The organism is Nonomuraea gerenzanensis, from assembly GCF_020215645.1.
GTDB classification, from domain to species: Bacteria; Actinomycetota; Actinomycetes; order Streptosporangiales; family Streptosporangiaceae; genus Nonomuraea; species Nonomuraea gerenzanensis.
Map to the genome: position 1 here is coordinate 8,228,411 of NZ_CP084058.1, position 15,780 is coordinate 8,244,190.

The window sequence follows — 15,780 nt, forward strand, 5'->3', positions numbered from 1 at the left end:
GACTCACGATGCGCTAACGCCACTTCCCGCACCCTGATGCCGCGTCTCGCGCGACCCGCGCGACGCAGGCCATCAGGAGGAGAACAGCATGCCGCGCTCTCGCCAGCTCTTCACCGCGCTCGCCCTGACCTCGATCCTGTCCGCGCCCGCGCTGCTCGCCGCGGCGTCGGCCTCGGCGTCGGCGTCCGTGTCCGCGTCCGTGTCCGCGTCCGTGTCCGTGTCCGCGTCCGTGTCGTCGTGTCTGGTGGAGGTCTACGACCTGGACGCGATCGACGTGGGTGAGTCCGACGGCAAGGACGAGCTCCGCCTGCGGGTGGACGGCTACCTGTGGCCCGCCGGCTGGGTCGACATGCGCACCGGCGACGACGCCGACCCCGCCCACTTCGGCAACGTGAGCACCACCGTCAGCGGCAACACCATCAAGCCGTTCAGCCTGCGCGAGGTCACCCCGCCCGCCGTCGGGAGCGGCACCGCCCTCGGCTCCGTGGACGTGCACGGCGGCACCTGCCAGACGCTCGACCCGGGCGAGACGTACACCTACACGCAGAACCTCACCGGCAACCACGAGACCTCCTACTGGTACGTCCTGAGGATCCGCATGACCGGCCAGTAGCCGGGGAAAACATGACAGCAGGTGTCGGGTTTCGGGCCCACCATGGTCCATCCGGCCGGTGGACGCCGGCCGGATCGACCCACGGACAAGGACGTTCATGCGCGAAACGCCAGAGGAGCTCGCCGAGCTCCAGGCCCTGCTCGACACCTCGCTCGCCGGCTCCACGCAGCACCTGCGCTCGATCGTCGCCGGCGCCACCACGGACGCCGGGCAGCTCACCCGGATCCTGACCGGCATGTGCACGCTCGCCGTCTCCACGGTGACCGCCAAGGGCGAGCCGCGGATCAGCGGCGCGGACGGGCACTTCCTGCACGGCACATGGTGCTTCGGGACGGCGCGGAGCGCGGCCAAGGCCCGTCACCTGGCCGCCCGTCCGGCCGCCAGCGTCGCGCACCTGCGCGGCGAGGACCTGGGGGTCTTCACGCACGGCACGGTGGAGATCCTCAACCCCCTCGACGGCGAGCCGGCCGCGGACTGGCCGGAGCTGCTCGCCTACTTCAAGGAGTTCTACGGGGACAACGCCTTCGACTGGGAGAAGGAGGTGGTCTACTTCCGGCTGCGTCCGCACTGGATGACCGTCTACGCGCCTGACGTCACGAAACTGTAGACGGCGTCCCCCTTCGGATGGTGCCTGCGCGCTGTCGTTCCCGGCCTCGGCCGCGCGCCTCGCCGGACCCGCGGCGCCTGGCTGCACGGGGATTGTCGGTGCGGCATCCTACGATGAGGCTCCTCACGGAGGGATAGTCACATGCTGGACTCGCTGATCGTGCCCTTGTTCGTCACCACGGACCTGCCGCCGGAGGCGGAGCTGGCCGAGTTCGGGGAGTTGCTCGCCGAGACCGCCCGGATGCTCGGCCGCGAGGGGGAGGCGGGCGGCTACGAGGCGTTCCTGGCGGGCCAGGTGTTCTGGCTGGACCGGCCCGTGCTGCCGGAGCAGCGGCCCGCGGCCGAGGGCGAGCTGCGCTTCGCCGGGATGCTGGGGTACCTGGCCGCCTCCGGGGGCGGGCACACCGCCCGGCAGGTGGTCGGTGACGTGCGGCGCGCGATCGGGGCCGCTGTCGCCGGGCGTTACGGTGACGTGGGGGTGGCGCCCGCCGTGTTCGCGATCCGGGATCAGGACGTGCGGGAGCGTACGCCTGAGACTGCTCTGTACGTGGATACGCGGGATGCGGCGGCTGAGCTGGTGAGCGCCGCCAAGTTCTACCTCTAGGGCGGGTCCTCGCCGGCGTGCGGGGGTGCGCAGCGGGTGGGGTGACGAGCCGGGATGGGCGGGAGGTGGCCGGGCGGGCTTTCTCGTGCGATCGTGAACGTGATCCTTCCGGTGGCCGATGAGCGGGTGGCCCGATGGAGTCGGAGGTTATGGCGATGGCGGTGGTCGGGGCAGTCTGCTTCGGGCTGGTGATCGGCTGGATCGCGTACGGGACGTTGCGCCGGCGGCGGGCGGGCAACGGGGTGACGGAGCTGGCGGCGGTGCTGGCCGCGGTGGGTGGCGGGCTGGTGACGGCGCTGCTGGGGCTGTCCGAGGTGTTCGGTGGGTACGCCGTGGGGCTGGCCGTGGGGTTCTTCGGTTACCTGGCGCTGGTGACGCTGGTGCCCGGCTCTCCGTGGGCGGGCGAGCCGGTCAAGAGGCCGACCGACACGTACGACGCCCAGAGGTCCGGCTCGGTGGAGCCGTAGAGGTCGCGCAGGGCCAGCACGGCGGCGCGGAAGGCGTGCGGCGTGGGGGTGCCGGCGTTGAGGCGGGTGTGGATGTCCCGGGTGAGGGCTCGGGTGATCTCGGCGGAGACCGGCCAGAGGGTGAGCAGGGCGGCGCGGACGCCCGCGTGGAGGAGCGCGTACGAGAGCGCGGCCAGGCCGTCACCGGTGGGCGGGAGCGGCGTGCCGTGGGCGGGTGGTGGGTGGGTCGGCGGCTCGTAGGCCTTGTAGGCGGGTGGCTGGTGGGCGGGTGGCTCGTGGGCGGTGATGAGGGCCACGTCTGCGGTTACGTTCATGGTCATGAGGCGGCGGGCCGTGAGGAGGCCGTCGGACAGGCGGATGCCCGAGCCGAACGGGTCGGCGTGGTCGTACACGGCCGGGCAGGCCAGATGCAGCACGTCCCAGGAGCCCTGGATGCGGGCCGAGGTGGCTTCGTGCGCGTGGTGGGGCCGGATGCCGAGCAGGGTGGCGGCGTCCCGTGCCTCGGCCTCCACGATGGGGCGGGCGGCAGGGTCGGCGGTGAAGCCGAGGGCCAGCGAGCCGGTGGCCGGGGTGCGGGGGCGTTGTGTCAGGCGGGCCAGGGCGGCGGCCGAGGGGGCGTAGGCCACCGGGAAACGCTCGATGAGCAGGCCGCCGGACGGTGACAGCGCGTGCAGGGGGATCTGGCGGAGCGCCGGGTGCGGGATCAGGTGGAGCAGGCCGATGCCGTTGCCCAGGGCGGTGAGCGCGTCGGCGAGCAGTTGGTCGGCCAGGCGGCGCCAGAGGTCGGCGCGGTGCCGGCGGGCCTCGATGTCGAGGAGGCCGGGTCTGCGGCTGTCGAGGGTGCGGCGGAAGGCGTCCAGGAGGTCGTGGCCGACGGTGGTGGGGAAGGTGCGTGGCTCGGGCCAGCCGGTGCGGTGGGCCAGGACCGTCACGGTGCCCTCGCCCAGGTGGAATCCCAGCAGCGCCCGCGCTCCCCCGGCGTGCTCGGGGACGCTGACGAGGGCGTCGAGCTGGGCTCTGGTGGGTGGTCTGCCCCTGCGCAGGGCCACGTGGCCGGGGTCGGACGGCTCCATGCGGCGCCACAGATCCTCCAGGTCCGCGCGGGCGGTGTGGGCGCGGCGGAGGACGGCGGCGGCCCGTTCTGGGTCGCGGGTGTGGTGGGCGATCGTCATGAGGGTGCTGACCTGGTTCAGGCTGCGTTGCTCCGCCTGGAGGAGGCCTGCGGGGATGGGGCTGTGGGGGGTCGGGGGTTGTTGGGCGAGGTCGGTGGTGAGGGTGGTGAGTGCGGCCTGTTCTGCGTGGGTCCAGGCTGTCATGCCGAGGTTGAGGTGGACGGCCAGTCTGATCGCGCGGGCGCGGGTGGTTTCGCGGCCCAGGGCGCAGGCGCGTTCGGCGTCGGCCAGGGCGGCGGGGTGGTCGCCCAGGCCTTCCTCGGCGATCGAGCGGTGGTGGTAGGCGGTGGCTAGCTCGAGGTCGTGGCCGAGGTCGGACAGGGTGTCGATGGCTGTGGAGAGGCGGTGGCGGGCCTGGGTGAAGGCGTCGGTGGTCAGCTCGGTGTGGGCGAGGCCGGCGGTGGAGGCGGTGCTGCGGTCGGCCCTGCTGCGGTCGGGGTCGGTCGGGTTGAGGTCGGGTGGTGTGAGGTCGGTCAGGGCGAGGTCGTGGGCTGCCAGGTGGCTCAGTGCGATGGCCTCGCCGGCTCGGAAGCCGATGTCCTGGGCCAGGGTGAGTGCCTCGATCAGCCGCTCCGGTGCGCCCAGGCGGGCGAGGGCGAGCAGGGCCAGGACCGTTCCGCGGCCGTGGCCGTGGGTGCGTTCGAGGTCGAGGGCGCGTTCGACCAGCGGCACGGCTTCGGCAGGCTCGCCGCGTAGCTCGTGGACCAGGCCGAGGTCGGCGTAGGTGGTGGCGAGGTCGGTGCGCCGGCCCAGCTCCTCGCCGATCGCGATGGCCTCGCGGTAGTGGGTGGCGGCCTCGTCCAGGTCGCCGAGCTTGAGGTGGAGGTCGGCGAGGCCGGACAGGAGCGGGGCCCGGAGCGCTCGCCAGATCGGGGCTTCGATGAGGGACAGGCCCTCCGCGTACGCCTGTGCCGCTTCCTGCGTGCGGCCCAGGTCCGTGAGGGCGGCTCCGAGCAGGGCGAGCGATGGGACGAGCTGGGCGGGGAGCGCGGAGTCTGCGTCGCGGGACAGCTCGACCGCCTTGGTGAGGTGTCCGGCCGCCTCTTCCGCCCGTCCCATGGCCGTGGCCGCCGCGCCGAGGTTGCGGAGATGGTCGATCACCCGTTCGTCGCGCAGTTCGTACCCGTGCGCGGCGTACTCGTGGGCGGCGGCCAGGTCGCCCAGCTCGCGGCAGAAGCCGGACAGCTTGGCCAGGAGGTAGGACCGGTCGCCCGCTCCCCCGCCACCGTCACCCGCCTCCGCCCCGCGATCAGGCCGGTCAAGGGCCGCTGCGCCGGAGGCTGACCGGCCGAGCGCCTCTCCCAGGCCGAGCGTCTCGCGGCCGAGCGTCTCGCGGCCGAGCGCCTCTTCCGGGCCGGAGTCCTGCGCGCTCGAAGCCTTCGTGCCAGCAGCCCACCTCCCGGGCACGTCCACAGCGGGTACCTCCGCGTCGAGGGCCTGTTCGGCCAGGGCGCGGGCCGTGGTCAGGTCGCCGGCCGCCTCGGCCTCCTCCAGCCGGAGCCGGCGCTCCAGCCGTTCCGACACCTCCCCCCGCAACCCCTCAGCCCGCAGGGAGGCGACCGCCTGGGCGAGGGTGGCGCGGCCGCCGGTGAGGTCGCCGAGGCTGAGCTGGATGGCGGCCAGGCGGGACAGGAGCGCGGCGTCGAGCCCGCCCGCCATGGCGGCGACGACCTCGAACGGCGCTCCGGAGGAACGGAGGTCGGGGGCGGCGGCGAGACCCGCCAGGCCACTCTCAAGGTGTTGCCTGGCCCGGCGGAACTCGCCGCGCGCCTCCAGGGCGAGACCGAGTTTGATCGAGGCCAGGGCCGTGAGCCGCTCCTGGCCGCTCGCGCGGAAGCCCTCCAGGGAAGCCTCCAGCGCTTCCGCCTGCGCCCGGAGGTCTCCGTCGCGGGCGGCGAGGGCGGCCAGGCGGTCGCGTACGACGGCTTCCTTGAGCGGATCCCCCGAGGCCAGGCCGAGCGCCGCGTACAGGCGTTCCGCGGCGTCCTGCGGCTCCCCGAGCCGGGCGTCGGCCGCGGCCCGGCCGAGCGTGGCGGTGAAGAGGGCGTCCAGGTCACCTTCCGCGGCGGCCAGGTCCGCGGCGCGGTCGAGGTCGGAGAGGGCGTCGTCGGGGAGGTTCAGCGCGATCAGGCAGGCGGCGCGCATGACCAGCGCGACCGCCTCCTTGCCCGGCGCCCGCAACCTCGCGAACGCCTCCACCGCCGCCTCGAACGCCTCCAGCGCCCGCTCCGGCTCGCCCCCGGCGTAGGCGAGCACGCCCAGGTTGTAGCGCACCGACGCGGCCCCGTCGTGGTGGGCGATGGCCTCGTAGTCGCGTCCCGCCAGCTCGAACGCCACCCTCGCGCCGCCGGTGTCACCGCGGGCCCGGCGGCGCTGGCCGAGGCGGTACCACTCGTCGGCGGGCTCGCGCCGTTGCCCCCTGCGCCTGACGATCTCCACCAGCCGGGTCTCGGCGGCGGCGGCATGGCCGTGGTGGCCGCGCTCCGCCAGCGTGACGGCGTAGGCGTCGAGGGCTCTGCACGCCTCCTCCCACTCCCCCGCCGCCTCCAGCTCGATGGCGCAGGCGGCCATGCGCTCGTTCGCGGCGGTGAGGTCGTCCTGGTGCACTGCTGCTCTGGCGGCCGGTACGAGGGCCAGGGCGGCGGCCCGTCTGTCGCCGTGGGCCTGGTACAGCTCGCGGGCCCGGGCCGCGCAGGCCACGGCGGAGAGCGGGTCGTCCAGGGCCGAATATGCCTCGGCTGCGTGCTGCCGTTGTGCGGCCTCCTCGGTGGGCAGGCCTGCGGCCTCGCACAACGCGACGGCACGCAGGTGGTGCTCGACGGCTTGGGCCGGGTGTCCGCCTCGGAGGTGGAGGAGGCCCAGGTTGCCGAGCTGGAGTGCTTCCGAGCGTGGGTCGGCCAGGGAGTGGTGGAGGGCGGCTGAGCGTTCGTAGGCGGAGCGGGCGCGCTCGAACGCCCGCGAGCGTTCCGAGGCGGAGCGGGCGCGTTCGTGGTCTTGCTCCGGTGCGCCCTCCAGCCCGGCTTCGTGCACCGCGCCCAGCGCGGCGAGGGCGTGTGCGGCGCGGGCCATCGATCCTGCCGACTCGAACGCCTGGACCGCGCGCTCCAGCACCCGCCCGGCGATGCCGTGCCGGCCCAGGGCGGTCAGCCGCTGCGCCGTCTCCAGCAGGAACTCGCCCGGCTCCGCCGCCCCCCGCTCCGCCACCGCGAGCAGCTTGAGCGCCACCTCCTCCTCGGGCAGCCGCAGCGCCAGCTCGGTGGCGGCCAGGGTGAGCTGCTCGTCCACGGCGGGCGGCACGTCCAGCCCGGCCGGCGGGGCGGCGTCGTCCCGCGCGGCCGGCCAGGTGACGTCGTCCCGCCCGGCGGCCGGGGCCAGGGCCTCGTGCAGCAGGGCGGCGTCGTCCTCCCCGGCCAGGGTCAGTGCCTCGGTCAGGTCGCGGGGCTCGTGCTGTGCCGTGTAGCGGGCCAGCAGGGCCCTGCACAACGTCCGCTGCGCGCCCGCCTGACCGTGCGAGGTCTTCTGCGCCAGCTCCACCCCCTGGCGGGCGGCGAGCACGGCCTCGCGCAGGTCGTCGGCCCGCCGCTCGCCCGCCGGCCACGCGGCGCGCCGGCACAGCACCTCCGACATCAGCCCGTACGCCTCCACCCGGAGCCCGGCCTGCTCCCCCACCGCCAGAGCCTCGCGTAACACCACCACGGCCTCATCCGCGATGCCCAGGGTGGCGGCCTCGCCGGTGTCCAGGTGCAGCTTGAGCGCCCGCGCCAGCAGCATCAGCGCCCCCACCCTGCCCTGGTCCTGCGGCCCGTGGGCGGCCAGGGCGGCGCGGGCGGCGGCGGCCGGCTCCGCGGGGTCGCCGCCGGTGGCGACGGCCCGCCTGAGCAGGGCGTTGGCCAGGGTGGTCAGGTGCCTGGCCCGGTCCGGGTGGTCGGCGGGGGCGTGGCGGGCCGCCTGGCGCAGGACGGCCACGGCTTCGTCCAGGTCGGCGGGGTCGCCGGTGACCAGGTAGCGGCGCCAGCGGCGCTTGCCGAGCAGCCCGAGCCGGACGAGCGGGTCGGTGCCGAGCCCGCGCGCGCTCTCGTCGGGCGCGACCCGGAGGGCTTCGAGCATCTCGGTGGCGGCTTCGAGCGAGCGTTCGTCGCCGGTGACGACGTACCAGTCGATGAGCCCCGACGCGTACGGCGCGACGACCCCCGGATGCGCCCACTGCTCGTGCCAGAAGTCCAGCGCGCACTGCCCCGCCCTGATGAACGCGAGCAGGTCCCCGTCGGCGTAGGAGGCGGCGGCCCGCGCCTGGGTGAGATCGACGAGGGTGAGCAGCGCCTGCGACCTGTCCCTGCTGCGCGGCAGGCTCTCGGCCGCCGCCACGTACGCCCTGACCAGCTCCTCGTCGTCGGGCGCGGCCGAGCACAGCGCCGTGGCCAGCTCCCCCACGTGAGCGGCGTCGCCGAGGGCCGCGCGCAGCAGCACGTGCACCGCGTCGCCGATGACGCCGCGCTCGCCGGACATCGCGTGCAGGCGCACCAGCCCGGCCCCGACCAGCCCGAGCGCGCCGGGGGCCCAGGAGGGGTCGGCGGAGCGCATGGACTCCTGGAGCAGCAGCCGCGTCAGCCGCTCGCTCACCTCCGGCGCCGGGTGCGCCATGGCCCGGCGGACGAGCGCCTGGATGAGCAGCCCGACGTGCCGGTAGGTGGCCGGATCGACGTGCCCCAGCACCTCCTCCACCAGCCCCGCCCAGGTGTCGGCGGTCTCGCCCGGCGGCACGTTCGGGCCGCGCAGCTTCTCCGGCAGGCGGCCGGGGTCCAGCACGGCCACGGCGGCGAAGAAGGCGCCCGCCACCGCGGCGTCGTGGGTGAGCTGCTGGTCGAGCCGGTAGCGGGCCAGGTGCAGGATCCCGATCAGCCGCCAGGTGACCGCGTCGGACCGGTCGCCGGCGCACGCCCGCATCGCCTGCTCGGCCTCGGACAGCGCCGCGGGATCCCAGATCAGCCCGGGATCCGCGGCCTGTTCGAACCGCTCGATGCGGGTGGCCAGCGCCCTGGCCGGTTCGGTCATGGGCACAGGCTCTCACCGGCGTGCGCTCGCGTACAGGACCGTCACTCAGGGTGCCAGCTCCAGGAACGACACGCCCGGCATGGGCAGGTCGAACACCAGGCTGACGGCCGGCCCCGTCACGGTCGCGGGCGGGGCCAGCGCGTCGAGCCCGTCGGCCGCCGCGAGCGCCTCCCACTGCTCGCCGGCCGGCCAGTCGCCGCCGCCCATCGCCTCCCAGGCCGCCTCCACGTTGCTGTGGGCGGCGTCGAGGCGGTGGTGCGTGAGCGTGTACGCGCCCCGCGCCAGCCCTTCGACGGCCAGCGTGACGGTGCGGGCCAGCTCGGGCGCCCCGGCGGACTGGGCGCTGTTGAGCGTGCCGTTCCAGACGAGCACGCCGACCCGGCCGTCGGCGTGCCGGGCCGCCCACGCCTCGACGCCCGCCACGTCGCCGCCCACGTCGGCGGCCAGCTCGGCCTCGCCCAGCCGGTTCGCCAGGGCCAGCGCGTGGAAGCGGGGCTTGCGCAGGTTGCCGACGGTCAGCAGGCCGAACCCGCCGTGGAAGAGCCGGGGCGGCCGGCCCAGCTCCTCGAAGTGGTCGGAGGCCACCCAGTGCGACAGCGCGGCGATCCTGCCCGCCGCGGACCTCATCCCGTGCAGCACGAACGCCGCCCCGAACGGCCCGTCCCCGATGCCGTGGAAGTGGGTGGGCGTCGGCCCCCACTCCGTCCACCAGATCGGCACGTCCCGCCCGTACGCCGACAGGACGGGCCGCCAGTCGAGCGGGGCGTTGCCGTAGGTGTGGGTGGAGACGAAGTCGAGCGCGGCGCCGGACTCGGCGACGTGCGCGAGCAGCTCCGCCACCCAGCCGTTCGCCGCCGAGGCGGGGCCGCCGACGCGCAGGCCGGGATGCACGTCGCGGACGGCGGCGGCGGTGACGTCGTAGAGCAGGAAGTACTCCTCGCGGGTGCCGGACCAGAAGACGTCCAGGTTCGGCTCGTTCCAGACCTCGAAGGCCCAGTGGTCGACCAGCTCCCGCAGGCCGTACCGGCCGGCCAGGTGCCCGACCAGCGCTCTGACCAGCTCGCCCCACGCCTCGAAGTCCTTCGGCGGCGAGATGACGGCCTCGTAACCGAAGACGGTCCTGGACGGGTCGGCGGCCAGGTCGCGGGGCATGAAGCCGAGCTCCACGACGGGCCGCAGGCCCAGCGCGACGACCCGGTCGTAGACGGCGTCCACGCGGGAGAAGTCGTAGGGCTCGCCCTGCCGGTAGACGCCCAGGTCGTCGCCGAGGATGGCGTGCGCGCGCACGGCCCTGACGCCGAGCTGCTCACGCACCATGCGCAGCGCCGCCGCCAGCTCCGCGCCGATGGGCCTGCCGCCGGTCTCGTCGGTGCTGAGCAGGTGGGACAGGTGCTCGGAGCCCACCATGGCCGCCCACGGCCTGGGCAGCTCGCGGGTCACCCGGCGCGCGTCCACCCGTACCGAGACTGCGGCGCCGGCGCGGGCGGGCAGCGGCGCGGCCTCGACCGGCGCCGAGAAGGGGCCCCGCGCGGGCGAGACGGCGGCCACCGTGTACGCGGCCGGCCCGTGCCCGGTGTCGACGAACCGGCAGGACGGCACGGCGGGCACGTCCACCTCGGGCGGCACGGCTGGCGCGCCGTCCCTGTGCACCAGGTAGCCGATGGCGCCGGGCACGGGGTCCCAGGTCAGCGTGACGTGCCCGGCGCCCGCGACGGCGCGCAGGCCCGTGGGTGCCCCGGTCATCCGACCTCCCAGCTCTCCAGCCGCATCACCGGCCGCAGCCTCTCCTCCACGCCGGAGCCCGCGAAGTAGCGGTGCAGGGCGCCGCCGGTGAGCACGTTGCCCAGCGCGGCCATGGCCATGCCCTGGTCGAGCGCCAGATACCACTTCGACACGACGCCGGTGCGGACGGCGATCGCGTCGTAGAAGCCGCCGGGGCCGTAGGCGTCGAAGTCGCGGCGCAGCCTGGCCAGGTTGTCCAGGGCGGCGCGCTCGGCGTACGGCAGGGCCAGGAAGCTGGCGTGCGGGGTGACGACGCCGTCCCCGTACGTCTGCGGCAGCGGCTTGGCGGGCCGGCAGCCCTCGTAGCCGGGGTCCACGCCGGTGCGCTCGCGGTCGGAGGGGTAGCCGGGCTCGTCCATGCCGAGCTGGTCCACGCCGTAGACGTTGTAGCCGCCATGCGGGTCGTTGGACGGGGAGAAGCCCCAGTAGCCGTACTTCGCCTCGTTCAGGCCGTGCTCGATCTGGGCGCGGACGAACACCGGGTGGTTGCGGCCCCAGCTCCTGGGCGCCCACCTGGCCTCGGGGACGACCAGGTCGGGCATGAGGGCCTCGAACATCGAGCCGCCCCAGTTGGGGACGTAACGCAGGCCGCGGTACTCGTAGGTGCCCTCCCAGACGTTGACGCCCAGGTACCGCTTCCACTCGCCGACCGGCCGCTGCTCCTGCCAGCCGTAGTCGCAGCCGTTGTCGGGGAACGTGCGGTAGGGGCCGAAGTAGGTCTCGGGCGGGAGCTGGCCGAGCGCGATGGCGACGTACTGGCCGATGCGGGTCTCGGCGGGGGCGCCGTAGTGGTGGCAGGTGGAGTAGACGGTCACGCCGGTGCCGGCGTAGTCGGTGGGGGTGTTGCAGTCCCTGGGCGGCGGTTCCGGCCAGAAGCCGCCGCGCAGCAGGCCGGTGCCGGCGTCGGGGCGGGCGGCCGGGTCGTAGTAGGCGGTGAAGTCCATCGACCGCACCAGGGTGTCGGCCGCCCTGGCGTGGGCGGGGACGGCGGTGCGCACCATCATGAGTGCGCTGGCCAGCCAGCCGTTGTCCACGCTGGAGGCGAACGGGTGGATGGGGTCGCCCGAGTCGGGGAAGCTGCGGGCGAGCTGGAGGGTGGCCGGGTCGTACCAGTTGTAGAACTGGCCGGTGGGGGCGTTGCGCTCCATGCGGGCCAGCGCGTCCAGCACCCGGCCGATCCTGGTGGTGGCGTCACGGGCGGTGATCAGGCGCAGGTCGCGGGCGACAAGCGTGCTCCACACGTACGTGGCGATGTTGGTGGGCGAGGTGATCCTGGCCCTGGTCCGCAGGTCTCCTGTCACCTTGTCGGCGGGCAGGCCGGTGGCGGGCTCGACCATGGCGTCCATGGAGCGCCAGGTGTCCCTGGCGTAGCGGTGCAGCGTGCTGTCGGCCTGGGCGGGCGCGGCCGTCAGACCCAGCGACAGCACGAGTAAGCAGGACAGGACTGTCTTGCGCATGGGGTGCTCCTCTACTTGAGTCCGGTGGTGGCGATGCCCTGGATGAAGAAGCGCTGCAGGAAGACGAACAGGAACAGGATCGGCGCGATCACCACGACCGACCCGGCCACCAGCAGGTTGTAGTGGGTGCCCTCGTAGCCGTTGAGGATGTTGAGGGCGACGGGCAGGGTGTACAGGTCCTCGCTCTGGGCGACCACGGCCGGCCAGAGGAAGTTGTTCCACGAGCCGAGGAACGTGATCAGCCCGAGCGTGGCCAGCGCGGGCCCGCACAGCGGCAGGATGATGGTGAAGAAGACGCGGAGCTCCCTGGCGCCGTCCACGCGGGCCGCGTCGATCAGCTCGTCCGGCAGGTCGGAGATGAACTGCCGCATCATGAAGACGCCCAGCGGCGTCACCACGGTCGGCAGGATGATCCCGACGAACGTGTTGACCAGGCCGAGCCGGGCGATCAGCACGAACTGCGGCATCAGCACGACGATGGCGGGGATCGCGAGCTGCACGAGCACCAGGCCGAAGAGCACGTTCTTGCCGCGGAAGGAGAGCTTGGCGAAGGCGTAGCCGACCATGGAGCAGAAGAGCAGGTTCGTGGCGACCAGCACGAGCGCGATGATCACGCTGTTGGCGAACGCGGTGCCGAGGTCCACCCGGCCGAACAGCTCGGCGAAGTTGGCCGGCGTCCACGTCTCGGGCCAGAACGTCGGCGGGTCGCGCCTGATCTCCTGCTCGGGCTTGACCGAGCTCAGCGCCGTCCACAGGAACGGCCCCGCGACCAGCGCCAGGCCGATGGAGAGCCCCAGGTAGATGACCGCGCGCTGGCGGCGGGTGGTCCTGGTCATCGTTTCCTCCCCAGCCTGAGCTGCAGGACGGCCAGCGCCACGATCACCGTGAACAGGACGGTCGAGGCGGCCCCGGCGTAGCCGTAGTCGCCGACGCCGAACTGGTTGAAGATGGCCAGCGAGGCCGACAGCGTGGCGTCCAGCGGCCCGCCCCGGGTCATGACCAGCGGCTCCTCCAGGAACTGCATGAAGCCGACCGAGCTGTAGACCGTGCAGAACAGCAGCACGGGCCGCAGCGAGGGCAGGGTCACCGCGTGAAAGCGGGCCCAGCGCCCGGCGCCGTCCACCGCCGCGGCCTCGTACAGCTCCCTCGGGATCGTCTGCAGCGCGGCCAGCAGCACGACCATGGTGAAGCCGAAGCTGCGCCAGGCCGTCATCACGATGATCGAGGGCAGCGCGGTGGCCTCGGTCCCCAGCCAGTCGGGGCCCTCGACGCCGGCCAGGCCGAGCAGCCGGTTGACCAGCCCCGCGTCGGGCTCCAGCAGGAACTTCCAGGCCACCGCGATGCCGATGATGCTGGTGATGTTGGGCAGGTAGTAGCCGAGCCGGAAGAACGCGGCGGGCAGGCGGGCGATGCCCGTGTTGAGCAGCACGGCCGCGGCCAGCCCGAGCCCGATGGTCAGCGGCAGCGCGGTGAGCACGAAGACCACGGTGTTGAGCGCGGCCCTGCGCATGGCGCCGTCGTTCATCAGCCGCAGGTAGTTCTCGGCGCCGACCAGGTCGACGGCGAGCGGGTCGGCCACGTCGGTGCTGCGCAGGTCGGTGAAGCTCATCCCGATGCCGACCAGCAGCGGCCCCAGGTAGAACACCGCGAACAGCACCACGAACGGCAGGACGAAGAGCCAGCCGACGCCGGACCGGCGTAACGCGCCCCTGACCCGGACCGGTGCGGGGGCGGGCGGCGCCTGTCTCGTGAGGACGGCCATGGCTACAGGCCGGTCCCGATCGTGTCGGCCCGCGCCTGGATCGCCTCGGCCGTCTGCTCGGGCGTGGACCGGCCGCGCGCCAGCTTCTCCAGCTCGGCCTCCAGCACCCTGGCCACCTGCTCCCAGGTGGGGAACGGCGGCGGTGTCCTGGCGTCCTTGAGCTGCTCGCCGAAGACCGCGAGCTGCTCGTCGGCCTTCAGCTCGGGCTCCTGCCAGGCCGCCTGTACGGCCGGCAGCGCCTTGACCGTGGTGTACCACTTGGCCTGCACCTTCGGCTCGCTCAGCCACTGGATGAACTTCCAGGCGGCGTCACGGTTCTCGGCCTGCTTGAACACGGCCATGTCCGCGCCGCCCACGAAGCTCGTCGCCGAGACCGGGCCCTTGGGGTAGGGCGCGACGTCGAACTTGTCGGCGAACCCCGGGCCGCCGTCGTCGTTCAGCACGCCGATCATCCAGGGGCCGGAGTAGAAGGCACCGACCTCGCCCTTGACGAAGGTCTGCGGGAAGGCGTTCGCGGGGGTGTCGGTGGGGGCCAGGCCCTGCTCGAACAGCGAGGCGTACTGCTTGAGCGCGGTGACCGCCTCGGGGGTGTCGAAGGTGTACCTGCCGTCCTCGACGATCTCGCCGCCCGCCTGCCAGATCAGCGGCAGCACCTCCTGCCAGGAGGCGCCGAGCTGGTAGCTCTGGTTGAAGCCGCGGCTCGCGCCGCCCTTGTCCTTCAGGGCGCGGACGAACGCGGTGAACTCCCGCCACGTCGCCGGGGGCTCGACCCCGGCCTTCTTCGCCTGGTCGGTGCGGTAGTACAGGACGCGGGTCTCGACGTACCAGGGCACGCCGTACGCGGTGCCGTTGATGTCCACGGTCTGCCAGGCGCCGGGGAAGAACGCCGACTTGTCGACCAGGTTGCCCGGCGTGGGCTCCAGCGCGCCGGTCTTGGCCAGCTCGCCCGACCAGGTGGAGCCGATCATGCTCACGTCGGGGGTGGCGCCGCCCGCGATCGCCGAAGTGAGCTTGTCGTGCGCCACGTCCCAGCCGATGGCCGTCACGTTGACCTCGACGCCGGGGTTGGCGCTCTCGAAGTCCGCGACGAACGCGCCGAGCGCCTTGCCCTCCTCGCCCATCGCCCAGACCGTGACCTCCCCCGCGATCTTGCCGGTCGTGACGTCCCGCGCCTGCTCGGGCGCCGTCTCCGGGCCCCGGCCGCAGCCCGCGGCCACGATCGTCAGCGCCAGCACGCCCGCGGCGCGCCGGGTGGTGGTGTTCACGTCGGAACCTCCTGGGGGTGGTGACCGCAGCTGGAGCGGATGACCAGCTCGGTGGTCAGGACGATGTGGCTCGGGGTGTCGCGGGCCCCCGTGATCAGCTCGTCGAGCGCGCGGGCGGCGCGGGCGCCGAGCTCGCGCATCGGCTGCCGTACGGTGGTCAGCGCCGGCCGGGCGTGGCGGGCGGCCATGATGTCGTCCCAGCCGGTCACGGCCACGTCGCCGGGCACGGCCAGGCCCAGCTCCTCGGCGGCCAGCAGCGCCCCCAGCGCCACCTCGTCGTCGGAGCAGACGATCGCCCGCGGCCTGTCCCTGCCCTTGAGCAGCTTCGTGGCGGCCTCGTGGCCGCACTCCACGGTGTAGTGGCCGGTGCCGACGGCCTCGATCGCCCCGCCGAGCACGCCGCGGACGCCGCGCCAGCGCTCGTCCACGTCGTCGTCGCTGGTCAGTGGGGCGCCGAGGAAGGCGAAGCGGTCGTAGCCGTGCTCGCGCAGATGCGCGGCGAGCGCCCGCGCCGAGGCGGTGTTCTCGCTGCGCAGCGTGTCGGCGCCGGGCAGCGGGTCGCGGGAGACGAACACCAGCCGGACGCCGAGCCGGACCAGCTCCGCGACCAGCGGCTCCGGGACGGTGTGGCCGAAGATGAGCATGCCGTCCACCCGGCCGGCCAGGTCCTTGATCAGGTCGCCGACCTTCGTGCGGCCCTTGGTGGACAGGATGATCACCGAGCGGCCCAGCTCGGAGGCGACCTCCTCGTAGCCCAGCAGCACCTCGGCGTAGTACGGGCCCGCCAGGTCGGGGAAGACCACGCCGTTGGCGGCGTGGCGGCCCTCGGCGAGGCTGACGCCCAGGTGGCTGGGCGTGTAGTTGAGCTCCTCGACGGCCTTGAGCACCTTCTCACGCGTCTTGGCGGCGACGGGGCCGGTGCCCCGCAGGGCCCTGGACACGGTGGCGATCGACACGCCCGCCCGCTTGGCCACTTCGTAGATGGTCACGTCCATGGAGC

Annotated in this window: 11 protein-coding genes; 4 read left to right on the forward strand and 7 right to left on the reverse strand. The window is 73.8% G+C overall.

Annotated elements, in window-relative coordinates; all coding sequences use genetic code 11:
• Positions 1 to 88 precede the first annotated feature (88 nt).
• The 4 genes from LCN96_RS38295 (at position 89) to LCN96_RS38310 (ending at position 2,290) form a co-directional block, all read left to right on the forward strand.
• Positions 89 to 613 (forward strand): hypothetical protein, encoded by a 525-nt coding sequence (locus LCN96_RS38295; RefSeq protein ID WP_225267312.1) that lies wholly within the window; start codon positions 89 to 91, stop codon positions 611 to 613.
• 97 nt (positions 614 to 710) lie between these two features.
• A complete protein-coding gene (locus LCN96_RS38300) occupies positions 711 to 1,220 on the forward strand; it encodes a pyridoxamine 5'-phosphate oxidase family protein (protein WP_225267313.1) in 510 nt (169 codons plus the stop codon).
• A 141-nt stretch (positions 1,221 to 1,361) separates the two neighbouring features.
• Entirely contained in the window at positions 1,362 to 1,823 is a 462-nt protein-coding gene (locus LCN96_RS38305) for a hypothetical protein (protein WP_225267314.1), read from the forward strand.
• Between the two features lie 134 nt (positions 1,824 to 1,957).
• Positions 1,958 to 2,290, forward strand: a complete 333-nt coding sequence (locus LCN96_RS38310; protein WP_225267315.1) for a hypothetical protein — start codon at positions 1,958 to 1,960, stop codon at positions 2,288 to 2,290.
• On the opposite strand, the gene LCN96_RS38315 is transcribed toward LCN96_RS38310, so the two are convergent.
• From LCN96_RS38315 to LCN96_RS38345, 7 genes are read right to left on the reverse strand one after another with little or no spacing between them, the layout of a single operon-like run.
• Positions 2,182 to 8,514: a CHAT domain-containing tetratricopeptide repeat protein gene (locus LCN96_RS38315; protein ID WP_225267316.1), complete on the reverse strand. Its 6,333-nt coding sequence runs from the start codon at positions 8,512 to 8,514 to the stop codon at positions 2,182 to 2,184. The genes LCN96_RS38310 and LCN96_RS38315 overlap by 109 nt on opposite strands.
• A gap of 45 nt (positions 8,515 to 8,559) precedes the next feature.
• Positions 8,560 to 10,257: a GH39 family glycosyl hydrolase gene (locus LCN96_RS38320; protein WP_225267317.1), complete on the reverse strand. Its 1,698-nt coding sequence runs from the start codon at positions 10,255 to 10,257 to the stop codon at positions 8,560 to 8,562.
• Positions 10,254 to 11,753, reverse strand: a complete 1,500-nt coding sequence (locus LCN96_RS38325; protein WP_225267318.1) for a glucoamylase family protein — start codon at positions 11,751 to 11,753, stop codon at positions 10,254 to 10,256. Before LCN96_RS38325 ends, LCN96_RS38320 begins: the two co-directional genes overlap by 4 nt.
• 11 nt (positions 11,754 to 11,764) lie before the next feature.
• Positions 11,765 to 12,589, reverse strand: coding sequence for a carbohydrate ABC transporter permease (locus LCN96_RS38330; protein WP_225267319.1), 825 nt, complete (start codon positions 12,587 to 12,589; stop codon positions 11,765 to 11,767).
• On the reverse strand, positions 12,586 to 13,515 hold the full coding sequence (locus tag LCN96_RS38335) for a carbohydrate ABC transporter permease (RefSeq protein ID WP_225267320.1): 930 nt from the start codon (positions 13,513 to 13,515) through the stop codon (positions 12,586 to 12,588). The genes LCN96_RS38330 and LCN96_RS38335 overlap by 4 nt, the downstream gene beginning before the upstream one ends.
• A 2-nt stretch (positions 13,516 to 13,517) precedes the next feature.
• Positions 13,518 to 14,780 carry a sugar ABC transporter substrate-binding protein gene (locus LCN96_RS38340; protein WP_225267321.1) on the reverse strand — a complete coding sequence of 421 codons (1,263 nt, stop codon included), beginning with the start codon at positions 14,778 to 14,780 and terminating at the stop codon, positions 13,518 to 13,520.
• The gene (locus LCN96_RS38345; protein WP_225267322.1) at positions 14,777 to 15,775 is read right to left on the reverse strand and encodes a LacI family DNA-binding transcriptional regulator; all 999 of its coding nucleotides are present in this window, start codon (positions 15,773 to 15,775) and stop codon (positions 14,777 to 14,779) included. The genes LCN96_RS38340 and LCN96_RS38345 overlap by 4 nt, the downstream gene beginning before the upstream one ends.
• Positions 15,776 to 15,780: the final 5 nt, after the last annotated feature.

What these genes read in the sequence shown, in the direction of transcription:
- LCN96_RS38295 (WP_225267312.1), top strand. Translation starts at nt 89, where the DNA reads ATGCCGCGCTCTCGCCAGCTCTTCACCGCGCTCGCCCTGACCTCGATC.
- LCN96_RS38300 (WP_225267313.1), top strand. Translation starts at nt 711, where the DNA reads ATGCGCGAAACGCCAGAGGAGCTCGCCGAGCTCCAGGCCCTGCTCGAC.
- LCN96_RS38305 (WP_225267314.1), top strand. Translation starts at nt 1,362, where the DNA reads ATGCTGGACTCGCTGATCGTGCCCTTGTTCGTCACCACGGACCTGCCG.
- LCN96_RS38310 (WP_225267315.1), top strand. Translation starts at nt 1,958, where the DNA reads ATGGAGTCGGAGGTTATGGCGATGGCGGTGGTCGGGGCAGTCTGCTTC.
- LCN96_RS38315 (WP_225267316.1), bottom strand. Translation starts at nt 8,514, where the DNA reads ATGACCGAACCGGCCAGGGCGCTGGCCACCCGCATCGAGCGGTTCGAA.
- LCN96_RS38320 (WP_225267317.1), bottom strand. Translation starts at nt 10,257, where the DNA reads ATGACCGGGGCACCCACGGGCCTGCGCGCCGTCGCGGGCGCCGGGCAC.
- LCN96_RS38325 (WP_225267318.1), bottom strand. Translation starts at nt 11,753, where the DNA reads ATGCGCAAGACAGTCCTGTCCTGCTTACTCGTGCTGTCGCTGGGTCTG.
- LCN96_RS38330 (WP_225267319.1), bottom strand. Translation starts at nt 12,589, where the DNA reads ATGACCAGGACCACCCGCCGCCAGCGCGCGGTCATCTACCTGGGGCTC.
- LCN96_RS38335 (WP_225267320.1), bottom strand. Translation starts at nt 13,515, where the DNA reads ATGGCCGTCCTCACGAGACAGGCGCCGCCCGCCCCCGCACCGGTCCGG.
- LCN96_RS38345 (WP_225267322.1), bottom strand. Translation starts at nt 15,775, where the DNA reads ATGGACGTGACCATCTACGAAGTGGCCAAGCGGGCGGGCGTGTCGATC.